The organism is Isoptericola sp. NPDC056578, assembly GCF_042793275.1.
Lineage (GTDB): Bacteria > Actinomycetota > Actinomycetes > Actinomycetales > Cellulomonadaceae > Isoptericola.
Window position 1 is genome coordinate 15,162 of record NZ_JBHTVC010000011.1, and the last position, 18,339, is coordinate 33,500.

Annotated in this window: 19 protein-coding genes; 7 read left to right on the forward strand and 12 right to left on the reverse strand. The window is 75.1% G+C overall.

Annotation, left to right across the window (positions count from 1 at the left end):
• Positions 1-28 precede the first annotated feature (28 nt).
• Positions 29-553, forward strand: coding sequence for a MarR family winged helix-turn-helix transcriptional regulator (locus ACFQ80_RS06615; protein ID WP_430551021.1), 525 nt, complete (start codon positions 29-31; stop codon positions 551-553).
• A 15-nt stretch (positions 554-568) separates the two neighbouring features.
• Here the strand turns inward: ACFQ80_RS06615 and idi are convergent, their stop codons facing one another.
• Both idi and ACFQ80_RS06625 read right to left on the reverse strand, forming a co-directional pair.
• On the reverse strand, positions 569-1,156 hold the full coding sequence (idi, locus tag ACFQ80_RS06620; RefSeq protein ID WP_430563052.1) for an isopentenyl-diphosphate Delta-isomerase: 588 nt from the start codon (positions 1,154-1,156) through the stop codon (positions 569-571).
• A complete protein-coding gene (locus tag ACFQ80_RS06625) occupies positions 1,153-1,962 on the reverse strand; it encodes a tryptophan-rich sensory protein (protein ID WP_430563053.1) in 810 nt (269 codons plus the stop codon). The genes idi and ACFQ80_RS06625 overlap by 4 nt, the downstream gene beginning before the upstream one ends.
• A 137-nt stretch (positions 1,963-2,099) precedes the next feature.
• Between ACFQ80_RS06625 and ACFQ80_RS06630 the strand changes: the two genes are divergently transcribed.
• Complete coding sequence (locus ACFQ80_RS06630) at positions 2,100-3,593, forward strand: SDR family oxidoreductase (RefSeq protein WP_430563054.1); 1,494 nt, start codon at positions 2,100-2,102, stop codon at positions 3,591-3,593.
• A gap of 6 nt (positions 3,594-3,599) precedes the next feature.
• On the opposite strand, the gene ACFQ80_RS06635 is transcribed toward ACFQ80_RS06630, so the two are convergent.
• Positions 3,600-3,953 carry a hypothetical protein gene (locus ACFQ80_RS06635; RefSeq protein ID WP_430551017.1) on the reverse strand — a complete coding sequence of 118 codons (354 nt, stop codon included), beginning with the start codon at positions 3,951-3,953 and terminating at the stop codon, positions 3,600-3,602.
• 60 nt (positions 3,954-4,013) lie between these two features.
• Positions 4,014-5,432, reverse strand: a complete 1,419-nt coding sequence (locus ACFQ80_RS06640; protein ID WP_430551016.1) for an adenylosuccinate lyase family protein — start codon at positions 5,430-5,432, stop codon at positions 4,014-4,016.
• Between the two features lie 110 nt (positions 5,433-5,542).
• Between ACFQ80_RS06640 and ACFQ80_RS06645 the strand changes: the two genes are divergently transcribed.
• The gene (locus tag ACFQ80_RS06645) at positions 5,543-6,280 is read left to right on the forward strand and encodes a VOC family protein (RefSeq protein WP_430551015.1); all 738 of its coding nucleotides are present in this window, start codon (positions 5,543-5,545) and stop codon (positions 6,278-6,280) included.
• Positions 6,281-6,296: 16 nt separating this feature from the next.
• Here the strand turns inward: ACFQ80_RS06645 and ACFQ80_RS06650 are convergent, their stop codons facing one another.
• Together ACFQ80_RS06650 and ACFQ80_RS06655 are read right to left on the reverse strand one after the other, a co-directional pair.
• The gene (locus tag ACFQ80_RS06650) at positions 6,297-6,923 is read right to left on the reverse strand and encodes a uridine kinase (protein ID WP_430563055.1); all 627 of its coding nucleotides are present in this window, start codon (positions 6,921-6,923) and stop codon (positions 6,297-6,299) included.
• A 47-nt stretch (positions 6,924-6,970) separates the two neighbouring features.
• Positions 6,971-7,315 (reverse strand): TraR/DksA family transcriptional regulator, encoded by a 345-nt coding sequence (locus ACFQ80_RS06655; protein WP_430551013.1) that lies wholly within the window; start codon positions 7,313-7,315, stop codon positions 6,971-6,973.
• 132 nt (positions 7,316-7,447) lie between these two features.
• Between ACFQ80_RS06655 and ACFQ80_RS06660 the strand changes: the two genes are divergently transcribed.
• On the forward strand, positions 7,448-9,115 hold the full coding sequence (locus tag ACFQ80_RS06660) for a glycerophosphodiester phosphodiesterase (protein ID WP_430563056.1): 1,668 nt from the start codon (positions 7,448-7,450) through the stop codon (positions 9,113-9,115).
• 85 nt (positions 9,116-9,200) lie between these two features.
• Here the strand turns inward: ACFQ80_RS06660 and ACFQ80_RS06665 are convergent, their stop codons facing one another.
• A complete protein-coding gene (locus tag ACFQ80_RS06665) occupies positions 9,201-10,745 on the reverse strand; it encodes an amidohydrolase (protein WP_430563057.1) in 1,545 nt (514 codons plus the stop codon).
• 32 nt (positions 10,746-10,777) lie between these two features.
• The gene (locus tag ACFQ80_RS06670) at positions 10,778-11,263 is read right to left on the reverse strand and encodes a heme-degrading domain-containing protein (RefSeq protein WP_430563058.1); all 486 of its coding nucleotides are present in this window, start codon (positions 11,261-11,263) and stop codon (positions 10,778-10,780) included.
• 81 nt (positions 11,264-11,344) lie between these two features.
• On the opposite strand from ACFQ80_RS06670, the gene ACFQ80_RS06675 reads away from it, so the two are divergent.
• Complete coding sequence (locus ACFQ80_RS06675) at positions 11,345-12,307, forward strand: hypothetical protein (protein WP_430563059.1); 963 nt, start codon at positions 11,345-11,347, stop codon at positions 12,305-12,307.
• Between the two features lie 39 nt (positions 12,308-12,346).
• Here ACFQ80_RS06675 and ACFQ80_RS06680 read toward each other — a convergent pair whose 3' ends face one another.
• From ACFQ80_RS06680 to ACFQ80_RS06695, 4 genes are all read right to left on the reverse strand, one after another.
• On the reverse strand, positions 12,347-12,772 hold the full coding sequence (locus ACFQ80_RS06680; protein ID WP_430551008.1) for a hypothetical protein: 426 nt from the start codon (positions 12,770-12,772) through the stop codon (positions 12,347-12,349).
• Between the two features lie 76 nt (positions 12,773-12,848).
• On the reverse strand, positions 12,849-13,607 hold the full coding sequence (locus tag ACFQ80_RS06685; RefSeq protein ID WP_430563060.1) for a TipAS antibiotic-recognition domain-containing protein: 759 nt from the start codon (positions 13,605-13,607) through the stop codon (positions 12,849-12,851).
• Between the two features lie 186 nt (positions 13,608-13,793).
• The gene (locus tag ACFQ80_RS06690) at positions 13,794-14,819 is read right to left on the reverse strand and encodes a hypothetical protein (RefSeq protein WP_430563061.1); all 1,026 of its coding nucleotides are present in this window, start codon (positions 14,817-14,819) and stop codon (positions 13,794-13,796) included.
• 162 nt (positions 14,820-14,981) lie between these two features.
• Positions 14,982-15,710: a hypothetical protein gene (locus ACFQ80_RS06695; RefSeq protein WP_430563062.1), complete on the reverse strand. Its 729-nt coding sequence runs from the start codon at positions 15,708-15,710 to the stop codon at positions 14,982-14,984.
• Between the two features lie 480 nt (positions 15,711-16,190).
• On the opposite strand from ACFQ80_RS06695, the gene ACFQ80_RS06700 reads away from it, so the two are divergent.
• Positions 16,191-16,826: a hypothetical protein gene (locus ACFQ80_RS06700; protein ID WP_430563063.1), complete on the forward strand. Its 636-nt coding sequence runs from the start codon at positions 16,191-16,193 to the stop codon at positions 16,824-16,826.
• Between the two features lie 108 nt (positions 16,827-16,934).
• Entirely contained in the window at positions 16,935-18,326 is a 1,392-nt protein-coding gene (locus tag ACFQ80_RS06705; protein ID WP_430563064.1) for a pyridine nucleotide-disulfide oxidoreductase, read from the forward strand.
• Positions 18,327-18,339 lie beyond the last annotated feature (13 nt).

Here is an 18,339-nt window from a genome sequence, read left to right on the forward strand (position 1 = left end):
CCAGATGTGCAGTGGCTAGGATGAGCGCGTGACCCAGGCACCCACGGGGGGCTCCTACTGGTTCGGGGAGTCGGACGCGGAGGCCCGCAGCCTCCTCGAGGCGCTGCGGGCGTTCCGCCGTGCCGACGAGGCGATGCGGCGCCGCGCCGGCCGCGACATGAAGATGAACCTCACCGACCTCCGTGCCCTCCAGCACGTCATCGCGTGCGAGGGCCACGGCGAGCCGGCGACGCCGCGCGGGCTCGCCGCGTACCTGGCGATCTCCACCGCCTCGACCACGAAGCTGCTCGACCGCCTGGTCGCCTCGGGGCACCTGGAGCGGCGCCCGCACCCGTCGGACCGCCGCTCGGTCGTCGTCGTCGCCTCCGACGCCGCGCACGCCGAGGTGCGCGAGCGGCTCGCCCCGGTCCACGCCCGCATGCTCGAGATCGCGCGGGCCGTGCCGGCGCGCTCCCGCCCGGCCGTGCGGGACTTCCTGCTGGCCATGGCGGCCGAGGCCGAGCGGGAGTCCGACCACGCGGCCGGGACCGTGGCCGGCGACGCGCCCGCCTGATCCCCGCGGCGCCCGCTACGCGACGCCTGGCTGCGCGCCGCCCGGCGCGGTCCAGCCCGCCGCGCGCAGCTCGGGCACCTGCTCGACCATCCACGGGCTCACCGCCCAGGGCGCGAGGTCGACGAGCGCCTCGACGTCACCCGGCCGCACCCACCGCCAGTCCATGACCTCGTCCGGGTTCGGCGCGGGGTCGCGGTCCACCGACGCGAGCAGCACCGGGCAGATCTCGTTCTCGACGACGCCGCCCGCGTCCACCGCGCGGTAGCGGAACGACGGCAGCACGGGCTCGCCGTCGGTCGCCACGTCCAGCCCGAGCTCGTGCCCGCCGTGCCGCAGGACGGCCTGCGCCAGCGGCTCGCCCCGGCGCGGGTGCCCGCAGAACGAGTTGGTCCAGACGCCGGGCCACGTCCGCTTCGACAGCGCGCGCCGGGTGACCAGGAGCCGCCCGTCCGGGCGGAACAGGTAGCAGGAGAACCCGAGGTGCAGCGGGGTGTCGCGGGTGTGCACCGTCGCGCGGGGGGCGACCCCCAGCGGCGCGCCCGCGTCGTCGAGCAGGACCACGTGGTCCTCGGCGGCCCCGGGGCCGCCGTCGACCCCGCTCACGACGCACCCTCGACGACGCGGCCGCGAACGGCCCGCAGGCGCAGCACCACCGCCGCCCCGAGCACGACGACGGCCGCGGCGACGGCGCTGGCCGCGGCGGGTGCCGAGGCGGGCTCGCCCCCGGACCGCGCGACGGCCACCCACGCCAGGCCCCAGGCGATCGCCGCCGCCACGGCGATGCGTCCCTGCCCCCGCACCGCGAGCGCGACGCCGACGGCGGCGACCGCCGCGAGGATCCCCACGGCCCACCAGTCCGCCGCCACCGCCCCGCCGTCGAACCCCGCGGCCGCGAGGGCCGCCGCCACGTTGGCGACGGTGGCCACGCAGACCCAGCCCAGGTAGAGGCCGAGCGTCCCGTCCACGAGCACGCGCTCGACCACGCCGCTCGCCGGCGTCCGCACCAGGACCAGGAACGTCCGGGCGAGCACGGCGAGGAGCACCGCGATGACGAGCACGCTCCACCACAGCGCGCCGGCCTGGACGACGAGGATCCAGGCCGCGTTGAGCAGCATGGTCGCCGCGACCGGGAGCCGCAGCCGCCGCTGCCGGTCGTCGGCCGCGTGCGCGGGGAGCCACTGGAACACCGTGTAGCCCGCGAGGCCGAGGTAGATGACGGTCCAGATCGAGAACGCGGGGGACGCCGGGGCCACCAGGGTCGCGTCGGCTGCGAGCGCGCCGCCCGCGGCCTCCGACACCCGGGTGCCGCCGAAGACCCCGACGCCGATCATCGACCCCACCACGCACACCAGCAGGCTCGCCGTCACCGCGACCTGCTGCAGCCGCGGAGCGGTCGTCGCGTCCGCCATCGGATCCTCCTCGCACGTCGGACGTCGCCGCGGCGAGGCGCCGCGGCACCTTCCACCCTGCCACCACGCGCACAGTATTGCTAGCCTGGCTAGCAACTTGAGACCCGAGAGGGGTCCGCCGAGAAGGAGGTACGCCCGTGCCGACCGACGCGCCGCTCGTGCTGGTCACCGGCGCCACCGGGTACATCGGCGGGCGGCTCGTGCCCGAGCTGCTCGCCGCCGGGTACCGGGTCCGCGTGCTCGCCCGCCATCCCGAGCGCCTCACCGCGCGCGCCTGGGCCGACGCCGTCGACGTCGTGACGGGCGACGCCGGCTCGCACCAGGACCTGCGCCGCGCCCTGGACGGGGTCGAGGTCGCCTACTACCTCATCCACGCCCTCGGCGCGGGGCACGGGTTCGCCGACACCGACCGCCGCACGGCCCGCGGGTTCGCGGAGGCGGCCGCCGAGGCCGGGCTGCGCCGCGTGGTCTACCTGGGCGGTCTCTACCCCGACACCGCGGACCTGTCGCCGCACCTCCGCTCCCGCCGGGAGGTGGAGAGGATCCTGCTCGCCGGCCGGGTCCCCACCGTCGTCCTGCGGGCCGCGGTCATCCTGGGCTCCGGGAGCGCGTCGTTCGAGATGATGCGCTACCTCACCGAGCGCCTGCCCGTCATGGTGGCCCCGCGGTGGATCGACAACCGCATCCAGCCGATCGCCGTCCGCGACGTGCTGCGCTACCTGGTCGGGGCAGCGGAGGTCCCCGACGACGTCAGCCGCGGCTTCGACATCGGCGGCCCGGACGTGCTGACCTACCGCGGGATGATGCAGCGCTACGCCGCCGTCGCGGGGCTGCGGCCCCGCGTGATCCGCGCCGTGCCCGTGCTGACGCCCCGGCTCGCGAGCCTGTGGGTCGGGCTGGTGACCCCGGTGCCGCCGGCGATCGCCCGCCCCCTGGTGGGCTCGCTGGTGCACGAGGTCGTGGCGCGCGACCACGACATCGCGCGGTACGTCCCCGACCCGCCCGAGGGGCTCGTCGGGTTCGACGACGCGGTCGCCCTGGCGCTGGCCCGGATCCGTGACCTCGACGTGCGGACCAGCTGGAGCTCGGCGTCCACGCGCGGCGCGCCGTCCGACCCGCTGCCCGACGACCCGGACTGGGCCGGAGGCAGCCTGCTCGTCGACGACCGGGCCCGAGCGGTGGACACCACGCCGGAGTCGCTGTGGTCGGTGATCGAGGGCATCGGCGGCGCCCACGGCTGGTACTCCTGGCGCCTCGGCTGGGTCGCCCGCGGCGTGCTCGACCGCCTCTTCGGCGGCCCCGGGCTGCGGCGCGGCCGGCGGCACCCGCACCGGCTGGAGCCCGGGGACGCGCTCGACTGGTGGCGCGTGGAGAAGGTGGTGCCCGGGCGGCTGCTCCGGCTGCGCGCCGAGATGCGCCTGCCGGGGCTCGCGTGGCTGGAGCTGGCGGTCGAGGAGGGTCCCGGCCCGAGCCCGGTGTTCCGGCAGCGCGCGATCTTCTCCCCGCGCGGCCTGCCGGGGCAGCTGTACTGGTGGGCGATCAGCCCGTTCCACGGGATCGTGTTCGGCGGGATGCAGCGCAACATCGCGCGCGCGGCCCACGAGCACGCGGTCGCCGAGGGGCGCCGCTGAACGACGTCAGTGGCGGGCCCGGCGGGCGCCGAGCGGGCCGCCGAAGACCAGCGAGATGCCGAGCACGTACCCGACGTCGTACCAGTTGCCGGTGTTGTGCACCTCGTACACCGACACGGAGTCGGTGAACAGGGAGACGATGAACGTGATCGGCAGGATCATGCCCTGCCACAGGCCCCACCAGAACCCGTAGGGCCCGACGCCGCTGATCGTCGAGGTGTCGACGGCCGGGTTCGGCCCCGCGGCGCACGCGCCCAGCACCGCGAGCGCGGCGAGGGCGAGCGCCGCCGCCGTCACGCGGCGTGCCGTCCGGCCGCGGGACGCACCCGCCTGGCCATGCTCCCTCTGCGCACGTTCCATCTGCCCACGATGACACCGGCCGGCCGCCGACGCCCCGCGGACGGCGTCCGACGCCCGGGTTCACCCCTCCCCGGGCCGCTGGCTCCCGACCGAGACGGGGATCCGCGCGGGCAGCGCCTCGAGCCGGTCCGCGGTCTCGTCCGCGCACGCGGCGAGCTCCCGCGCGATCTCGGTGCTCAGGCCGAGGTAGCCCGCCGGGTCGAGGAGGGTCCGCAGCTCGTCGTCGTCGAACGCCTCGCTGACCACGGGGTCGCCGTGCAGCAGCTCGAGGAACGGGCGCCCGTCCGACGCGGCCGCCTGCGCGACGGTGAACACGACATCGTGCGCCTTCTGCCGCCCGATCTTCTCGCCGAGGGCGAGCATGAGGGACTCCGAGCCGATCATGCCCTCGGACAGGCGGATGTTCGCCCGCATCCGGCCCGGATCGAGCTCCAGGCCGTCCATCACCACCTCGAGCCGCGCGAGCATGTCGCCCGCCAGCACCGCGGCGGACGCCGAGACGTCCTCGAGCAGGGCCGTCATGGCGCCGTTCGCCTCCTGGTCGTGCAGCATCGACTCCAGCGCCGGGCCGGCGAGGGCGCGCAGCTCCGCCGACATCGTCTGCATGTCGAGGGCGAGCTGGGGGTTGCGCTTGTGCGGCATGGTCGAGCTGCCGACCGTGCCCTCCGGCACCGGCTCGAACGCCTCCGCGAACTCCGGCTGCATCAGCGTGTAGACGTCCCGGCCGATCTTCCCGATCGTGCCCGCGAGCTGCGCCAGCACCAGCACGAGCTCCACGATGCCGTCGTTGACCGACCGGGACGGCACGCGCATCGGGTGCAGCCCGAGCCGCCGCGCCACCCCCGCCTCGATCGCCCGGCCCGAGCCGCCGAACGACGCGAACGTGCCCGCGGCGCCGCCCATGAGCACGCAGAACAGCCGCTCGTCGAGCCGCTCCAGCCGGTCGGCGTGCGCGGCGAGCTGGTCGATCCACACCGCCACCTTGAAGCCGAACGTCACCGGCACCGCGTGCTGGCTGTGCGTGCGGCCCGCCATCGGCAGCGCCGCGGACGACTCCGCGAGGCGGCCCGCCGACCGCAGCACGCGGCCCAGCTGGCGCAGCACCGCCCGGTGCGCGTCGCGCAGCACCAGCACGTCCGCCGTCTGGGTGATGTTCTGCGTCGTCGCGCCCCAGTGCACCCAGCCGCCGTGCTTGGAGCCGACGGCGCGCGCGAACTCCTCGATGAGCGGCACCAGCGGGTGGCTCGCCTCGGCGGTCGCGGCGAGCACCCGCCGCACGTCGAGCTTCTCGATGCGCGCCGTGAGTGCGATGGCGCGGGCCGACTCCGCCGGGATGAGCCCGGCGTCGGCCTCCGCGAGCGCGAGCGCCGCCTCGACGTCGAGCCGCGCCTGCCACCGGTTCTCCCGCGTGAACAGCCGAGCGATGCCGGGGTCGGGCACACGGCCCTCGGTGAAGCGTCCGAACGGTGCGACGATCATGCGGCCCCCAGGGCGTCCGACGGCGGTGAGCAGCATGATCGCCCCGCCCGGCGGCGCTGTACAGCCCCGGCGCGCTGCGGGTGTCGGAGGTCCGCGGCACGCTGGGTCCCATGAGCGACGAGACGACGACGCGGGTCGCAGCCCTGGACGCGGTGGTGTTCGACGTCCCCGAACCGCAGGTCGCGGCGGACTTCTGGCAACGGCTGACCGGCGCGGAGGTCGAGCAGCAGGGGTACGGCGAGGACTGGATCACGCTGAACACCCCCGACGGCTGGTCGCTCGCCTTCCAGCCCGCCCCCGACCTGGTGCCGCCGCAGTGGCCCGGGCAGGAGCACCCGCAGCAGCTGCACCTCGACCTGCGCGTGCCGGACGTCGCGGCCGCCGTGCAGCGCGCCGTCGGGCTCGGCGCCACCGTGCTGCGCGAGAACCCGGAGTGGACGACGCTCGCCGACCCTGCCGGGCACCCGTTCGACCTGTGCCACGCGCCCGACAACGACGGTCTGACGATCATGGGCCTCACCTTCGACGTGCCGGACGCCTCGGCCGCCGCCGCGTTCTGGTCCGGCGTCCTCGGCGACCCGGTGGTCTACGACGCCGAGGGGATGGCGATGCTCGGAGGGGAGAGGGCGCTGCTGTTCCAGCAGGTGGAGGGCTACGCCGCCCCGCGCTGGCCCGACCCGGCGTACCCGCAGCAGCTGCACCTCGACCTCCAGATCGGCCCGCAGACGCTGGACGAGGCGGAGGCCGCGGCCCTCGCCGTCGGCGCGCAGCGGCTGCCCGGCGGTGAGGACACCTTCCGCGTCTTCGCCGACCCCGCCGGCCACCCGTTCTGCCTCTGCACGGGCTGACCGCCGGCCCGGCGGGTCAACCCGGCAGCACCAACGCGGGGCGGTCGGGGTGGTCCACCCGCACGACGACATCGGCGCGGCGCTCGGGCTGCGCCTCGCGGCGGTAGCGCCCGTACGCCGCGAGGGTCCACGCGTCGTCGAGCGGCGTGTTCCGCGTCTCCGTCGCGGGCCGCAGCGCCAGGTGGACGGCCAGGTCGACGTCGAGCCCCCGGCCCAGCGCGAGCGACCCGTCCAGCACGACGACGGTGCCCGGCGGCGCGTCCTCGTACCCCGCGCGGGTCGAGCGGCCGGTGTCCGGGTCGCGCAGGCTCGGCAGCCAGCGGCCCCGCGTCACGACCGCGCCCAGCACCTCCCGGTTGAGCCCGTCGACGTCGATCCACTCGTCCAGGAGCGCGTCGGCGTCCCGGCGGCCCCGCTCGAGCCGCAGCGACCGGGCGCGCAGGAAGTCCCGGACCCGCACCCGTGCGACCGGGCGGCCCGCCGCGCGCAGCGGCTCGACCAGCGCGTCCGCGAGCGCCTCCGGGCGCGTGGACGGGTGCCCGTCGACGAGCACGCGCACCGGGACGTCGCCCGCCCCGCGACCCAGGACGCGCGCCACGACGTGATCCACCACGCCGTCCGGGGTCAGGGGTTCCACGCGCACGCCGTCATGCTGCCAGGTCGCGCGCCCTCCGACGCCCGGCCCACGCCTCAGCGCGCGTGCTCGACGCAGCGGGTGGCGGCGGGCCGCGCCTCCAGCCGGGCGGCGGGGATGGGCCGGCCGCACACCTCGCAGACGCCGTACGTTCCGGCGGCGACGCGGTCGAGCGCGGCGAGGAGCTGGTCGCGCTCGCGCTCCGCCTCGGCCGCGAGCGCCGCCGCCTGCTGCCGCTCCCACGCGAGCGTGGCGCCCTCGGGGTCGTGCTCGTCGTCGGCGTTGGAGTCGCGCGCCGACTCGACGATCCCGTCGACGGCGCGGCGCTGCGCCGCGAGACGCTCCTCCACCTCCGCGAGGCGCGCGCGCAGACGGCCCTCGGCGTCCTCCCGGTCGGTCATCCCGGCAGTCTCGCACCCCACCCGAAGTTCGTCCGACCGTCACCGGCGGGTCACCCCGTCGGCCCCGGTCCGGACATCCGCGCTGCCTAGCGTGCCCGCCATATCCGTCCGACGACGCCAGGAGGGTCCACCATGACCGCACGCCGCCGCACCCTGCTCGCCCCGCCCGGGACGCGCACCGTCCCCGCCACGCTCGCGTTCGCCGTCGCCGCGGGGGTGTCCGTCGCCTCGTTCGGCGCGACCCTCGTCGCGCCGCCCGTCGCGACCGCCGCGCCGCTCGCCGCCGAGCCCGGCGACGTCGTCTACGCCCAGGACTTCGACGACGTCGCGGACGGCGCGCTGCCCGACGGCTGGCGGGTCGGGGCGGGCGCGTGGGCCGTGCAGGACGGCCGCCTCGTGGGCGAGCCGTCGACGATCGGGCGCGTCACCTTCGGCCCGCACCTGGAGAACTACCGGCTCGAGGCCACGGTGCGCTTCGACGCCGTGAACAACGCGGCCCGCTGGCTCGCGCCGATCCTCGACATCGACCCCGCCGGCGGCGTGCCGTGGTGGCAGGCCGCCATGCGCTCCACCACGACGGCGGGCAACGGCCTCGAGCTGGCCGAGCGTACGTCGGGCAACGCCTGGAACGTGCCGTCCACGGCGGCCGCGCCGTCGGACGCCGGCGTCGGCAAGGACGTGCCGATCGCGATCGAGGTGCAGGGCAACCACGCCACCTGGGTCTTCGACGGCCAGGAGGTGCTGGAGGGGCGCATCGGCCGCACCGACGACGGCGTGCTCGGCTTCTCCGCCGACGGCGCGCGCGTGAGCATCGACGACGTCGTCGTCACGGAGCTCGAGCCGAAGCCCGTCGTGAACGAGCCCGGCGACCTTCCCGTCACCGCGGCGCACCGCGGCTACTCGTCGGTCACGCCGGAGAACACGCTCGCCGCGTACGCCGCGGCGATGAAGACCGGCGCCGAGTACGTCGAGATCGACGTGCACACCACCGCGGACGGCGTGCCGGTCGTCCTGCACGACCAGACCGTCGACCGCACCACGGACGGGACGGGCGACGTCGCGTTCCTGCGGTCGCCGTACCTCGGCTCCCTCGACGCGGGATCGTGGTTCAGTCCCGCGTTCACCGGGGAGAAGGTGCCCACGTTCGCGCAGGTGCTCGACCTCATGGACACCGGCAGCTCCGACCTGCTGCTCGAGATCAAGGGGCCGGAGACCCGCGCGGAGGTGGACCGGACGGTCGACATGATCCTCGAGGCCGGGCTGGAGGACCGCGTGGTGCTGCAGTCGTTCGACGAGAAGGCCCTGGAGTACGCGTACGACCGCGCTCCGCAGATCCCGCTCGGCCTGCTGCGCGGCGCCCTCGACGCGGACCCGGTCGCCACGGCGGAGCGCCTGCACGCCACGTACTACAACCCGTCCGGCTCGGCGCTGGCCACGCGGCCGTCCGTCGTCGAGGACCTCAACGCCGCCGGCGTCGGCGTCTTCGTGTGGACGGTCGACTCCGCCGCCGACTGGACCCGGTTCACCGACCTCGGTGTCGAGGGCATGATCACCAACCGGCCCGGCGCGTTCGTCGGGTGGAAGGCCGCGCAGGAGCAGGCCGACCCGGAGCCCGAGCCCGGCCCCGGCCTGCTCGCCCGGCTCGCCGACCTCGACCTCTCGACCGGGCAGGCGCAGCAGCTGTTCTCCGCCCTCGCCCGCGAGGACTGGGACCGGCTGGAGCGCGTGGTGACGAAGCACGTCGACGACGCCGAGCAGCGCGACGCCCTCCTCGCGGAGATCGCCGAGCTCCGCGCCTGACCTCCACCGTCGAGCACGGGATCCGTACCGCTACGGGCGCCGACGGCGGTACGGATCCCGTGCTCGAAGGACGCGCTGGTGGGCGTCAGAGGGCGCGGTGCGTCCACCGGCCCGCGACGAGCGTGCCGGCGACGGCGGTGCCGCGCAGCGCGTCGGCGAGCGCCACGGGGTCGTCGTGCGCCAGGGAGCCGTGCGCCGCGGGCAGCGCGAGCGGGTCGACGTCGAGCACGGCCAGGTCGGCGGGGCTGCCGACGACGAGGTCGAGCGGGCGGCCGTCGACGGACGCCTCGAGCGCGGCGCGCACGTCGATCCGCTGCTCGGGGTGCCAGGGCGCGCGGCCGTCGCGGGAGCGGGTGACGGCGGCGGCGAGCGCCGTCCACGGGTCGAGGGGCGCGACGGGGGCGTCCGACCCGAGGGCCAGCGGCACCCCGGCGGCGCGCAGCTCCGCCAGCGGGAACGCGCGGGCCGTGCGGCCCGGCCACAGCTCCTCGGCGACGTCGCGGTCGTCCATCGCGTGCTCGGGCTGCACGCTCGCGGTGACGCCCAGCGCCGCGAACCGCGCCACGTCGTCGGCGCGCAGCAGCTGGGCGTGCTCCACGGATCCCCGCGCCCCGGAGGCCTCGAACGCGTCGAGGGCGAGCGAGTTCGCGCGGTCGCCGATGGCGTGGATCGCGCACCGCAGTCCCGCGGCGTGCGCGCGGGCCATGAGGGGCGCGAGCTGGTCGGTCGCGATGTTGAGGATGCCGTGCGCGTCCGGCCCGGCGACGCCCGCGTACTCCTCGAAGCAGAATGCCGTGAGCGTGTTGAGCGACCCGTCGCTGATCACCTTGAGCGGGCCCTGCGTCACCAGGTCGGACCCCTGCGGGTGGCCGAGCGGGTCCCCGTGCCGCAGCCCGGCGTCGAGCACGGCGTCCAGGTGCTGCTCCCACACCCCCGCGCGCACGCGCAGGCCGTCCCAGCCGCCGGCCACCCGGCGTCGCCACGCGGTGAGGTTGTCCGCCACCTCGAAGTCGACGACGCCGACGACGCCGCGGGCGGCGGCCGCGCGGGCCGCGTCCACCACCAGGGCGTCCGCCACGGCGTCGTCCACCGTGACGATGCGCGGGCTGGCGGGCATCCACTCCTCCTCCCGCAGCAGCCCGGTGGGGTGCTCCGCGATGCCGAGGAAGCGCAGGCCCGCCGTCGACGCCCAGGCGCTGTGCAGGTCGCCGGACAGGAGGACGACGGGCACGTCCCCGGCGACGGCGTCGAGCACCGCGGCGGTTGGGTCGTCCGGCCACGTGGCCCACCGGAAGCCGTAGCCGACGAGCGGCGTGCCGCCGGTGGGCGGCGCGGCCAGGTCCAGCCGGTCGCGCACCAGGGCGGCGGCGTGCGCGGCGCTCGTCGCTGCGGACACGTCGAGGCGCTGGCGCACCATCGCCCACTGCGTGAGGTGCGTGTGCGCGTCCCACAGCCCGGGCACCACCGTGCGACCGTCGACGTCGACCCGCTCGGGGAGGGTCGAGACGGGCACCGGGGCCGGGGAGCCCGCGGGCGTCACCGCGGCGACCCGGCCGTCGTCGAGCAGGAGGTCGACGGGCCGGCCGGGCCGGCCGGCGAGGCGGGCGTTCGTCAGGAGCAGCGCGGGCACGGGGCCACCGTAGACGGCGGGCGTCGCGCCGGTCAGGCGCCGCCGGCGGCCTGCACGCGCAGCGCCTCGACGACCAGCGCGTGGTCGTCGGCCTGCGCCAGCCCGGACACGGTGACGACGCCGACGATCCCCACGCCCTCGACCCGCACGGGGAACGCACCGCCGTGCGCCGCATACTCCTGCAGCGGCAGCTGGTGCTTGGCGTTGAAGTCCTCGCCCTTCGCCCGCGCGCGCAGGCCGGTGAGGTACGACGACGCGCCGAACCGCTCCACGACGCGCACCTTGCGCTGCACCCACGAGTCGTTGTCCGGCGTCGTGCCCTCGCGCGCCGCGTGGAACACCTGCTGGGACCCCTTGCGGACGTCGACCGTCACGGCCAGGCCACGCTCGGTGGCGAGCTCGACCAGCAGGCAACCGAGCTGCCACGCGTCGTCGTGCGTGAACCGGGAGAGCACGAGCTCGCGCTCCTGCTGCTCGACCTCGGCGACCAGGGCTGCGACGTCCTCCGTGTTCCCCATGGGCCCAGCGTCCCACGCCCGCCGCCCCGCGCGCGGCGCGTCCGCGAGGGCCGGCCGACGCGGGTGGGTACCGTCGCCCGCGTGACCCGACTGGTGCTCGTCCACGGCCGTGACCTCGACGGACGCGACCCGGAGGCGCTGGAGACGCAGTGGCTCGGCGCGCTCGGCGCGGGGCTCGCCGCGGCGGGGTCGCCGCTGCGGCCCACGGACGACGACGCGTCGTTCGTCTACTACGGCGACACCCTGGAGCGGCTGGTCGACGGCGGCACGCCGCCGCCCGTGACGGTGCACGCGCTGGCCGCGGACCCGGCGGCCGTCCCCCGGCTCGTGGGCGGGCTGCCGGACGGCGAGCTGCGGTTCCTGCTCGACGTCGTGCGCGAGGTCCTGGCCGGCGCCGGCCACGGCCCCGGCGCCGCGCCGCCCGCCGTCGTGGAGGGCGCGCTCGGGGACGCGCTGGTCGAGGCCGTCGTCGCGGCGCTGGCGCTCGTGGACCGCGTCGTGCCCGGCGTCAGCGCCGCCGTCCTGCTCACGCTCACGCGCGACGTGTACGCCTATCTGCACGACGACGCCGTCCGGCGGGCCATCGACGCGGGCCTCGCCGACGCCTTGGCCGACGCGACGGCCGGCGACGAGCCCGCCGCCGTCGTCGCGCACTCCCTCGGCAGCGTGGTGGCGTACTCGGTGCTCGCCGCGCGGGCCTCGGGTCCGGAGGTGCCGCTGCTGCTCACGCCCGGCTCGCCGCTCGGCATCCGGGCGGTCCGGGAGGCGCTGGAGTCGCGCGCGCCGCTGGTGTTCCCCGCGCAGGTGGGGCGCTGGGTGAGTCCTCGCGACCCGCGCGACCTGCTCGCGCTGCACGACCTCACGCCCGACGTCTTCCCGCTGCCGACAGGTCGGGGGCCCGCGTCGCCGACGATCGAGGCCCCGCGCGTGACGAACCGGGCGCCAGGGTTCCACGCCGCGGCGTACCGCCTCGACGACGGCGCGTGGGCGGGCTACCTGGCCCTGCCGGAGGTCGCCGGGCCGGTCGGCGAGGCGCTGACGTAGCGCTCGGTCGCCGTCCCTGCACAGGACGACGACGAATCGCTACGTCGCGGCGTCCCGCCAGCCGGGCAGCACCCGCTCCAGCGCGTCGACGAGCTCGATCGAGCTGCCGTCCTTGCCGCCCGCGCCGAGGATCATCGGCGGGCGCTGCGGCTCGACGCGCGCCCCGCGCACCCGGTCGACCAGCGTCAGCGGGGCGGTGAGCACGTAGAACGCGCCGTCGGCCGTGACGGCCGCCGTGCGGTCGTGCCGCAGGTACCAGCCGCGCAGCGACGTGCGCGCCGTCCCGCGCCCGCCGTAGCCCTTGACCTGCAGCGGCTCGGGCTCCAGCCCGGCGGCCGCCGCGGCCCGGACGAAGTCGCGCAGCAGCGCCTCCGCCTCCGTGTGCTCGGCGTCCTGCCGCGCGCGCAGCCGATCCGCCTGCACGCGGGCCGCCTCCGTGCGCTGCGCCGCCCAGTCGTCGCTCACCCGGGCATCCTCCCACCCGCCGGGTCGTCAGGGTGCGCGCGGGTATGGCGCGCACCCTGACAACGTCCGGGGCAGGTCAGAGCTCGCGCTCCGCGTACGCGACGAGGGCGTCGCGCACGAACGTCGCGCCCTCGGTGCCGCCGTAGTTCTTCGCGAACCGGGGGTCGGCCACGTACATCTCGGCCAGGCCGACGACGTACTCCTTCGTGGGCCGACCCCGCTCGGAGCCCGGCGTGCCGGGGATGCCGCCGAGCCAGGCCGCGTGCCGGGCGGCGAGGGCCTGCGCCTCGTCGGACGTCGGGGCGACGCCGCGGCGGGCGGCGTCGCCCCAGGCGTCGCCGAGCTCCGTCGTCCGCGCCTGCCACTCCTTCTGTCCGGCGGGACCCAGGCCGCGCCACCACGCGTCGCTCCTCGCGTACGCGTCGGCGCCCCAGCGCTCGGTCACCTCCTCCTGGTGCTGCGTGTGGTCGAAGCCGTCGAGCATGTCCTCGGCCATGAGCTGTTCTCCCTTCTCGATCGCGGTCACGGTCCGTTCCACCGACGCGATCTGCCGCGTCAGCCGGTCCTGCTCGGCACGGAGCTGGCCGAGGTGGCGGCGCAGCGCGCCGGCCTCGTCCGCCTGCTCGTCGAGCACCCTGCCGACGTCGCTCAGCGGCAGCCCCAGGTCGCGCAGCAGCAGGATGCGCTGCAGACGGCGGACCGCCGCGTCGTCGTACCGGCGCAGCCCGCCGGAACCGGTGCCCGACGGCGGCAGCAGACCGATCTGGTCGTAGTGCCGCAGCGTGCGGCTGCTGACACCGGCGAGCCGGGCGACGTCCTGGATGGAACGGGTCATGACACCAACGGTAGAGGTTGACGCTGCGTCAACCGCAAGAGGTCCGGTCCGATCCGGCCACTCCGACCCTCCGGGGACCAGAATCCCCGGAACTCCAACGGAAACGCCCCTCCCTGGCACCAGTCAGGGAGGGGCGTTCCCATGCCGGCTCTCACGCCGGCACTCACAACCGGGAGCCTGCGACGCTCAGAGACTGGGGTCGGTCCGCTCGCCAGGGCCGGACGGCTCGGACCCGGTGCCGTCGTCGTCAGCAACTACCGGCGGGTTGCCCGGAACGTCGCCGGTCGCTGCCTGATACTCGTCGTCCGTCAAGAATCCTCCGTCACGGAGGGCGATGAAAAAGTAGAGCGTCTGCGATCCGGCGTCGTCGTAGTGGTGCGCTAGGACTTCGCGCACACGGGCTGCATTCAGCTTCGCGGCAGCGGGCTCCTTATCGCCGAACAGCACCATGGACGCTGCAAGGTCGCCCGCACCAACCGTGTTCGGCCCGCTTCCGGGGTCCTTCGACCTCGCGCGAAAGAGCGCGTCCCTCATGAAGTAGCGGCGCACGAACTGTCGAAACGTCTCCGGCGAGCCGGAAAACTGCGACTGCCCAGGCGTCAGAAACAGGGGCGTCCAGCGAGCGACGGCATCGCGGCGGCCCGCGACGCGAACCCGCACGCGAAGATGGTGCCATCGTCGATCCCTACCGTCGGGGGGCCGGTGAGGCGACGCCATGAGCGGTCGGGCATCCAACAAGTACTCCGCGTAGTCGTGAGGCTCCACGCGGACACGGTCACCGGTCACGACGCCTTCGCCGGCGAAGGCGTAAGTACCAATCTCCCAGCGCTTCCGGCGCGACGCGCCCCACCAGCGGTCCTTGTGCCACAAGGGCGCGAGAATCTCGAACCTCGGAGTGCTCGCGGTGAGCGGCGTCCGCCCCTTGTTCTCGACCCGGACCGTGATGGCCTCCACTCCGGTCGTCGGGGGCCACCGAGGCTTGTCCTGTTGAGATGAGCTACGCGCCGCCGCTCGGTGAAACGTCACTCCGTCGGAGATCACGGAGAGCTGGACGCTGATGCGGGGACGCGCCCCGGTGGCGCGATGGATGACCAGCGCGGTGATCAGGGTCGCGAGGGCGGCGAAAAGTGATCCGATGGCTGCGACAGCAGCCCAACCGGTGGCGTCCACGCCTAGGAACTCGGGCGAGGGCACAGCCTGGGTCAACACCACGCGGTCAAGGTAGCCCAGGGGATCAGGAGGCAGACGCCCTAAGCGACCAATTCACCCGGAGCGGCCGCCCGCTCGTTTCGACGGCCGCCCCGAGCAGCTCCAGGCTAGGACTCGGCGGGGCCAGCGGGGGCGTGCCCATTGATGGGCTGGTGAAGGCCCCGGTCAGTTTTCGGGCTCAGCGACGTTCGGGCTGTTCTCATCGCCGCAAGAGTCGACATCCTTGCCGTCCTGCGTCACCGTCGACACCCAGGTGAAGTCGCTGCCTAGTGGCTCTAGCAATGCGACCGGGTAGCGGACCGAAACCTGTCCGTCAGCGAACACGGCGCCGTTCGTCACGCTCTCCTGATCGCTCGCGTTCATGTCGAACACAAAGTTCGCTATTTCCGCCCCGTCGAGGAACTTCGTCCCGAACTGGTAACTACTTTCCCGGTCCGCCGAGCGTGCGAGCGTGAGGAAGCTCAGATCGTTCACGTCCGCCGGTTCGATGGGCTCCGACAACGTCACCGACGCGAACACGAGCGATCCGTCATTGGAGAGTGACACCTCTTCAATATCAACTCCGTTCGAGCCGTCGCCACGGTCGTCGGTGCACGTCGAGTAGAACTCTGGGAATCCGGCCCGGACGGCTGGGGCTGCGCCGGCGTTGAGGAGGTCGTCGCAGGTACCGTCCTTCGGCTCCCCCATCGTCTCGCCGGGAAAGGTCACCACGACATATCCCGCGCTGCCTCCCGCGCCGTCCGGACCCCCGTCCTCGCCATAGGTCCGGTCCACGCACACGTCGGCGTCGTCCACCACGGTGCCTATCGTGGTAACGCCCTCCCAAATCGGAATATCAGGGAGTTCTGCGACTACTAGGCCCTCGGCGGTGGAGACCCGGTCGGCGTCCGACATGACCGGTTCCGCCGCCGTGGCGGCGGTCGCAGAGTCGCTAGGGGCATCCGGCTCGCCGGCTCCACCGCTGCACCCGGCCAGGAGCGCCAAAACCAGGGCCACCCCGATGCCAACGATCCGCCGCATTGGCTCCCCCCAACGTTCGATGCCCAGCAGACTAGGCCCGCCTGCTTCTACTTCTGTGACGTACCCGAAGTGACATCCTCTCTCGCGCAACCGGAACATGCTCGCTTCTCCAAGCCGTCAGGCAGGCCCAGGCGGTGCTCGCGCTAAGCCAACTTGCAGCGGCAGGGCCTGCCGGCCCGCGGCTTCAATCCACGACTCGCATACCGCCCCGGTGCATTGCCCGGATCATCCCGGCGGCCTGTGTCGTCGCGCCAAGCCGCAAAGAGGCCCGGTCGCGGCTGTCCAGGTGCTGAATGAGGGTCTTCACATCCGCATCTCATGCGGGGGCCACCGACCGCCCGGAGGATCGTCGTCATGAGCAACCGCACCGCACGCCGCCTCGCCGTCCCCGCCGCGCTCGCCCTGACGCTCGGCCTCACCCTCACCGCCTGCGCCGACGGCTCCGGTGACGACGGCGCGCCCGCCGGGGACGCCACGACGTCCGCCGGCGCGACCGACGACACCACGACCGACGACACCACGCCGGACGACGGCGGTGCGGCAGACGGCACGTCGCCGAGCGCGTCCGCGGAGCCGGAGCACCGCACGGCCGCCGGCCTGCTGGCGATCGCCACCGCGGAGAAGAAGGCGGGCGGCACCGCGTTCGCCATCGACGACCCGGACCGCGACAACACGTGGGAGGTCGACGTCGCGACCGGCACCATCAGCATCGAGGTGGAGGTCAGCGCCGACGGGACCGAGGTGGTCCGCACGCAGGAGGACGACCTCGACGCCGACGACCGCCGCGCGCTGGCCGACGCGACGTTCTCCCTGACCCAGGCGATCGAGCGGACCGTGGCGACGTCCGGCGGCGACCTCGACGACGCGGAGCTCGACGAGGACGACGGCCGGTACCACTGGTCGGTCACGGTGCTGGTGGACGGCGTCGAGACCGACTACCGGGTCGGCACCCAGGACGGGAAGGTCGTCCAGGAGCGCGGCGACGACTGATCCTCCGGCCGACCGTCCGGGCCGGGCCGGCGCGGCGTCGCCCCGGGCACGCTCAATCACCCCCGCCGCCCGTTGACCGCCCCGCGACGCCGGTGGGTCACTGGAGACATGACCCGCTCGGTCGACACCGACTACCTGGTCGTCGGCGCCGGGGCGGCCGGGATCGCGTTCGTCGACGCGCTCGTCGACCACGACCCGACCGCGCACGCGACGCTCGTCGACCGGCGTGCCGCGCCGGGCGGGCACTGGCTGGACGCGTACCCGTTCGTCCGCCTGCACCAGGCGTCGCAGTTCTACGGGGTCGCGTCGACCCGCCTCGGCTCCGGGCGCGTCCAGGAGTCGGGCCCGGAGCAGGGGATGCACGAGCGCGCCACCGGCCCCGAGATCTGCGCGTACTTCGCCCGGGTGCTCGCCGACCGGCTCCTGCCGACCGGGCGCGTGGAGCTGCTCGGCGGGCACGAGTACCGCGACGGCCTGCTCGTCGACCTCGCCTCGGGGGACGTCGTCGAGCCCCGCGTCCGCCGGCGGGTGGTCGACGCCCGCTACCTCGCCCCGTCCATCCCCGCCGTGGGCCCGCCGCCGTTCGACGTGGACGACGGCGCCGACGTCGTCCCCGCGGGCGCGCTGCCCGACGTCGGGGAGGCCGCCGCCTACGTCGTCGTCGGGTCGGGGAAGACGGCCACCGACGCCGTGGTGTGGTTGCTCGGGCGCGGGGTGGACCCGGACGCGATCCTGTGGGTGCGGCCGCGGGACCCGTGGATGCTCGACCGTGCCGTCGTCCAGCCGGACCCGGCGGTCTTCCTGGGCATGGCGGGGACGCTGATGGCCTCGGCCTACGACGCCTCGTCGGCGGACGATCTCTTCCTGCGCCTCGAGGACGCGGGCGTCATGACGCGCATCGACCCGGCGGTCGTGCCGACCATGGCCCGCACGCCGACGCTCGGCCGGTGGGAGCTCGAGCTGTTGCGGTCGGTGACCCGCGTCGTCCGCGACGGGCACCTGCGCCGGGTCGAGCCCGGACGGCTGGTGCTCGACGACGGCGAGGTCGCGCTCCCGCACGGCGCCGTCGTCGTGCACTGCGCGTCGTACGGCCTGCACGTGCGCCCGGGGCTGCCGATCTGGGACGAGCGGATCACGCTCCAGTCGGTGCGGGCGGGGTTCCCGCCGTTCTGCGCCGCCCTGGTCGGCTACGTGGAGGGCACCCGCCACGACCGGCCCGACGCCGAGAAGAACGCCCTCTGCCCGCCGACGCCCTACTGGAGCACGCCCGCCGACTGGGCGGCCATGCAGGGCCGCGGCGCGCGGGCCGCCGCGACGTTCATGGCCGACCCGGACCTCGCCGCCTGGGCGCACTCCGTGCTGCTCAACCCCGCCCGTGTCCCGCCCGAGGAGACCGCGCGGCCCGAGGTGCGCGCCGCCGTCGAGCGGTACCTCGAGTACGCCCCCGCGGGCATCGCCGGGCTGGAACGGATCGGCCGCGACGCCGGGGTGCGGATCTGAGGGCAGCCCGCCG

Excerpts from the sequence above, each read along its gene's own strand:
- ACFQ80_RS06625 (WP_430563053.1), bottom strand. The coding sequence starts at position 1,962 with ATGGCGGACGCGACGACCGCTCCGCGGCTGCAGCAGGTCGCGGTGACG.
- ACFQ80_RS06635 (WP_430551017.1), bottom strand. The coding sequence starts at position 3,953 with ATGGAACGTGCGCAGAGGGAGCATGGCCAGGCGGGTGCGTCCCGCGGC.
- ACFQ80_RS06640 (WP_430551016.1), bottom strand. The coding sequence starts at position 5,432 with ATGATCGTCGCACCGTTCGGACGCTTCACCGAGGGCCGTGTGCCCGAC.
- ACFQ80_RS06645 (WP_430551015.1), top strand. The coding sequence starts at position 5,543 with ATGAGCGACGAGACGACGACGCGGGTCGCAGCCCTGGACGCGGTGGTG.
- ACFQ80_RS06655 (WP_430551013.1), bottom strand. The coding sequence starts at position 7,315 with ATGACCGACCGGGAGGACGCCGAGGGCCGTCTGCGCGCGCGCCTCGCG.
- ACFQ80_RS06660 (WP_430563056.1), top strand. The coding sequence starts at position 7,448 with ATGACCGCACGCCGCCGCACCCTGCTCGCCCCGCCCGGGACGCGCACC.
- ACFQ80_RS06670 (WP_430563058.1), bottom strand. The coding sequence starts at position 11,263 with ATGGGGAACACGGAGGACGTCGCAGCCCTGGTCGCCGAGGTCGAGCAG.
- ACFQ80_RS06685 (WP_430563060.1), bottom strand. The coding sequence starts at position 13,607 with ATGACCCGTTCCATCCAGGACGTCGCCCGGCTCGCCGGTGTCAGCAGC.
- ACFQ80_RS06695 (WP_430563062.1), bottom strand. The coding sequence starts at position 15,710 with ATGTCGGACGCCGACCGGGTCTCCACCGCCGAGGGCCTAGTAGTCGCA.
- ACFQ80_RS06700 (WP_430563063.1), top strand. The coding sequence starts at position 16,191 with ATGAGCAACCGCACCGCACGCCGCCTCGCCGTCCCCGCCGCGCTCGCC.
- ACFQ80_RS06705 (WP_430563064.1), top strand. The coding sequence starts at position 16,935 with ATGACCCGCTCGGTCGACACCGACTACCTGGTCGTCGGCGCCGGGGCG.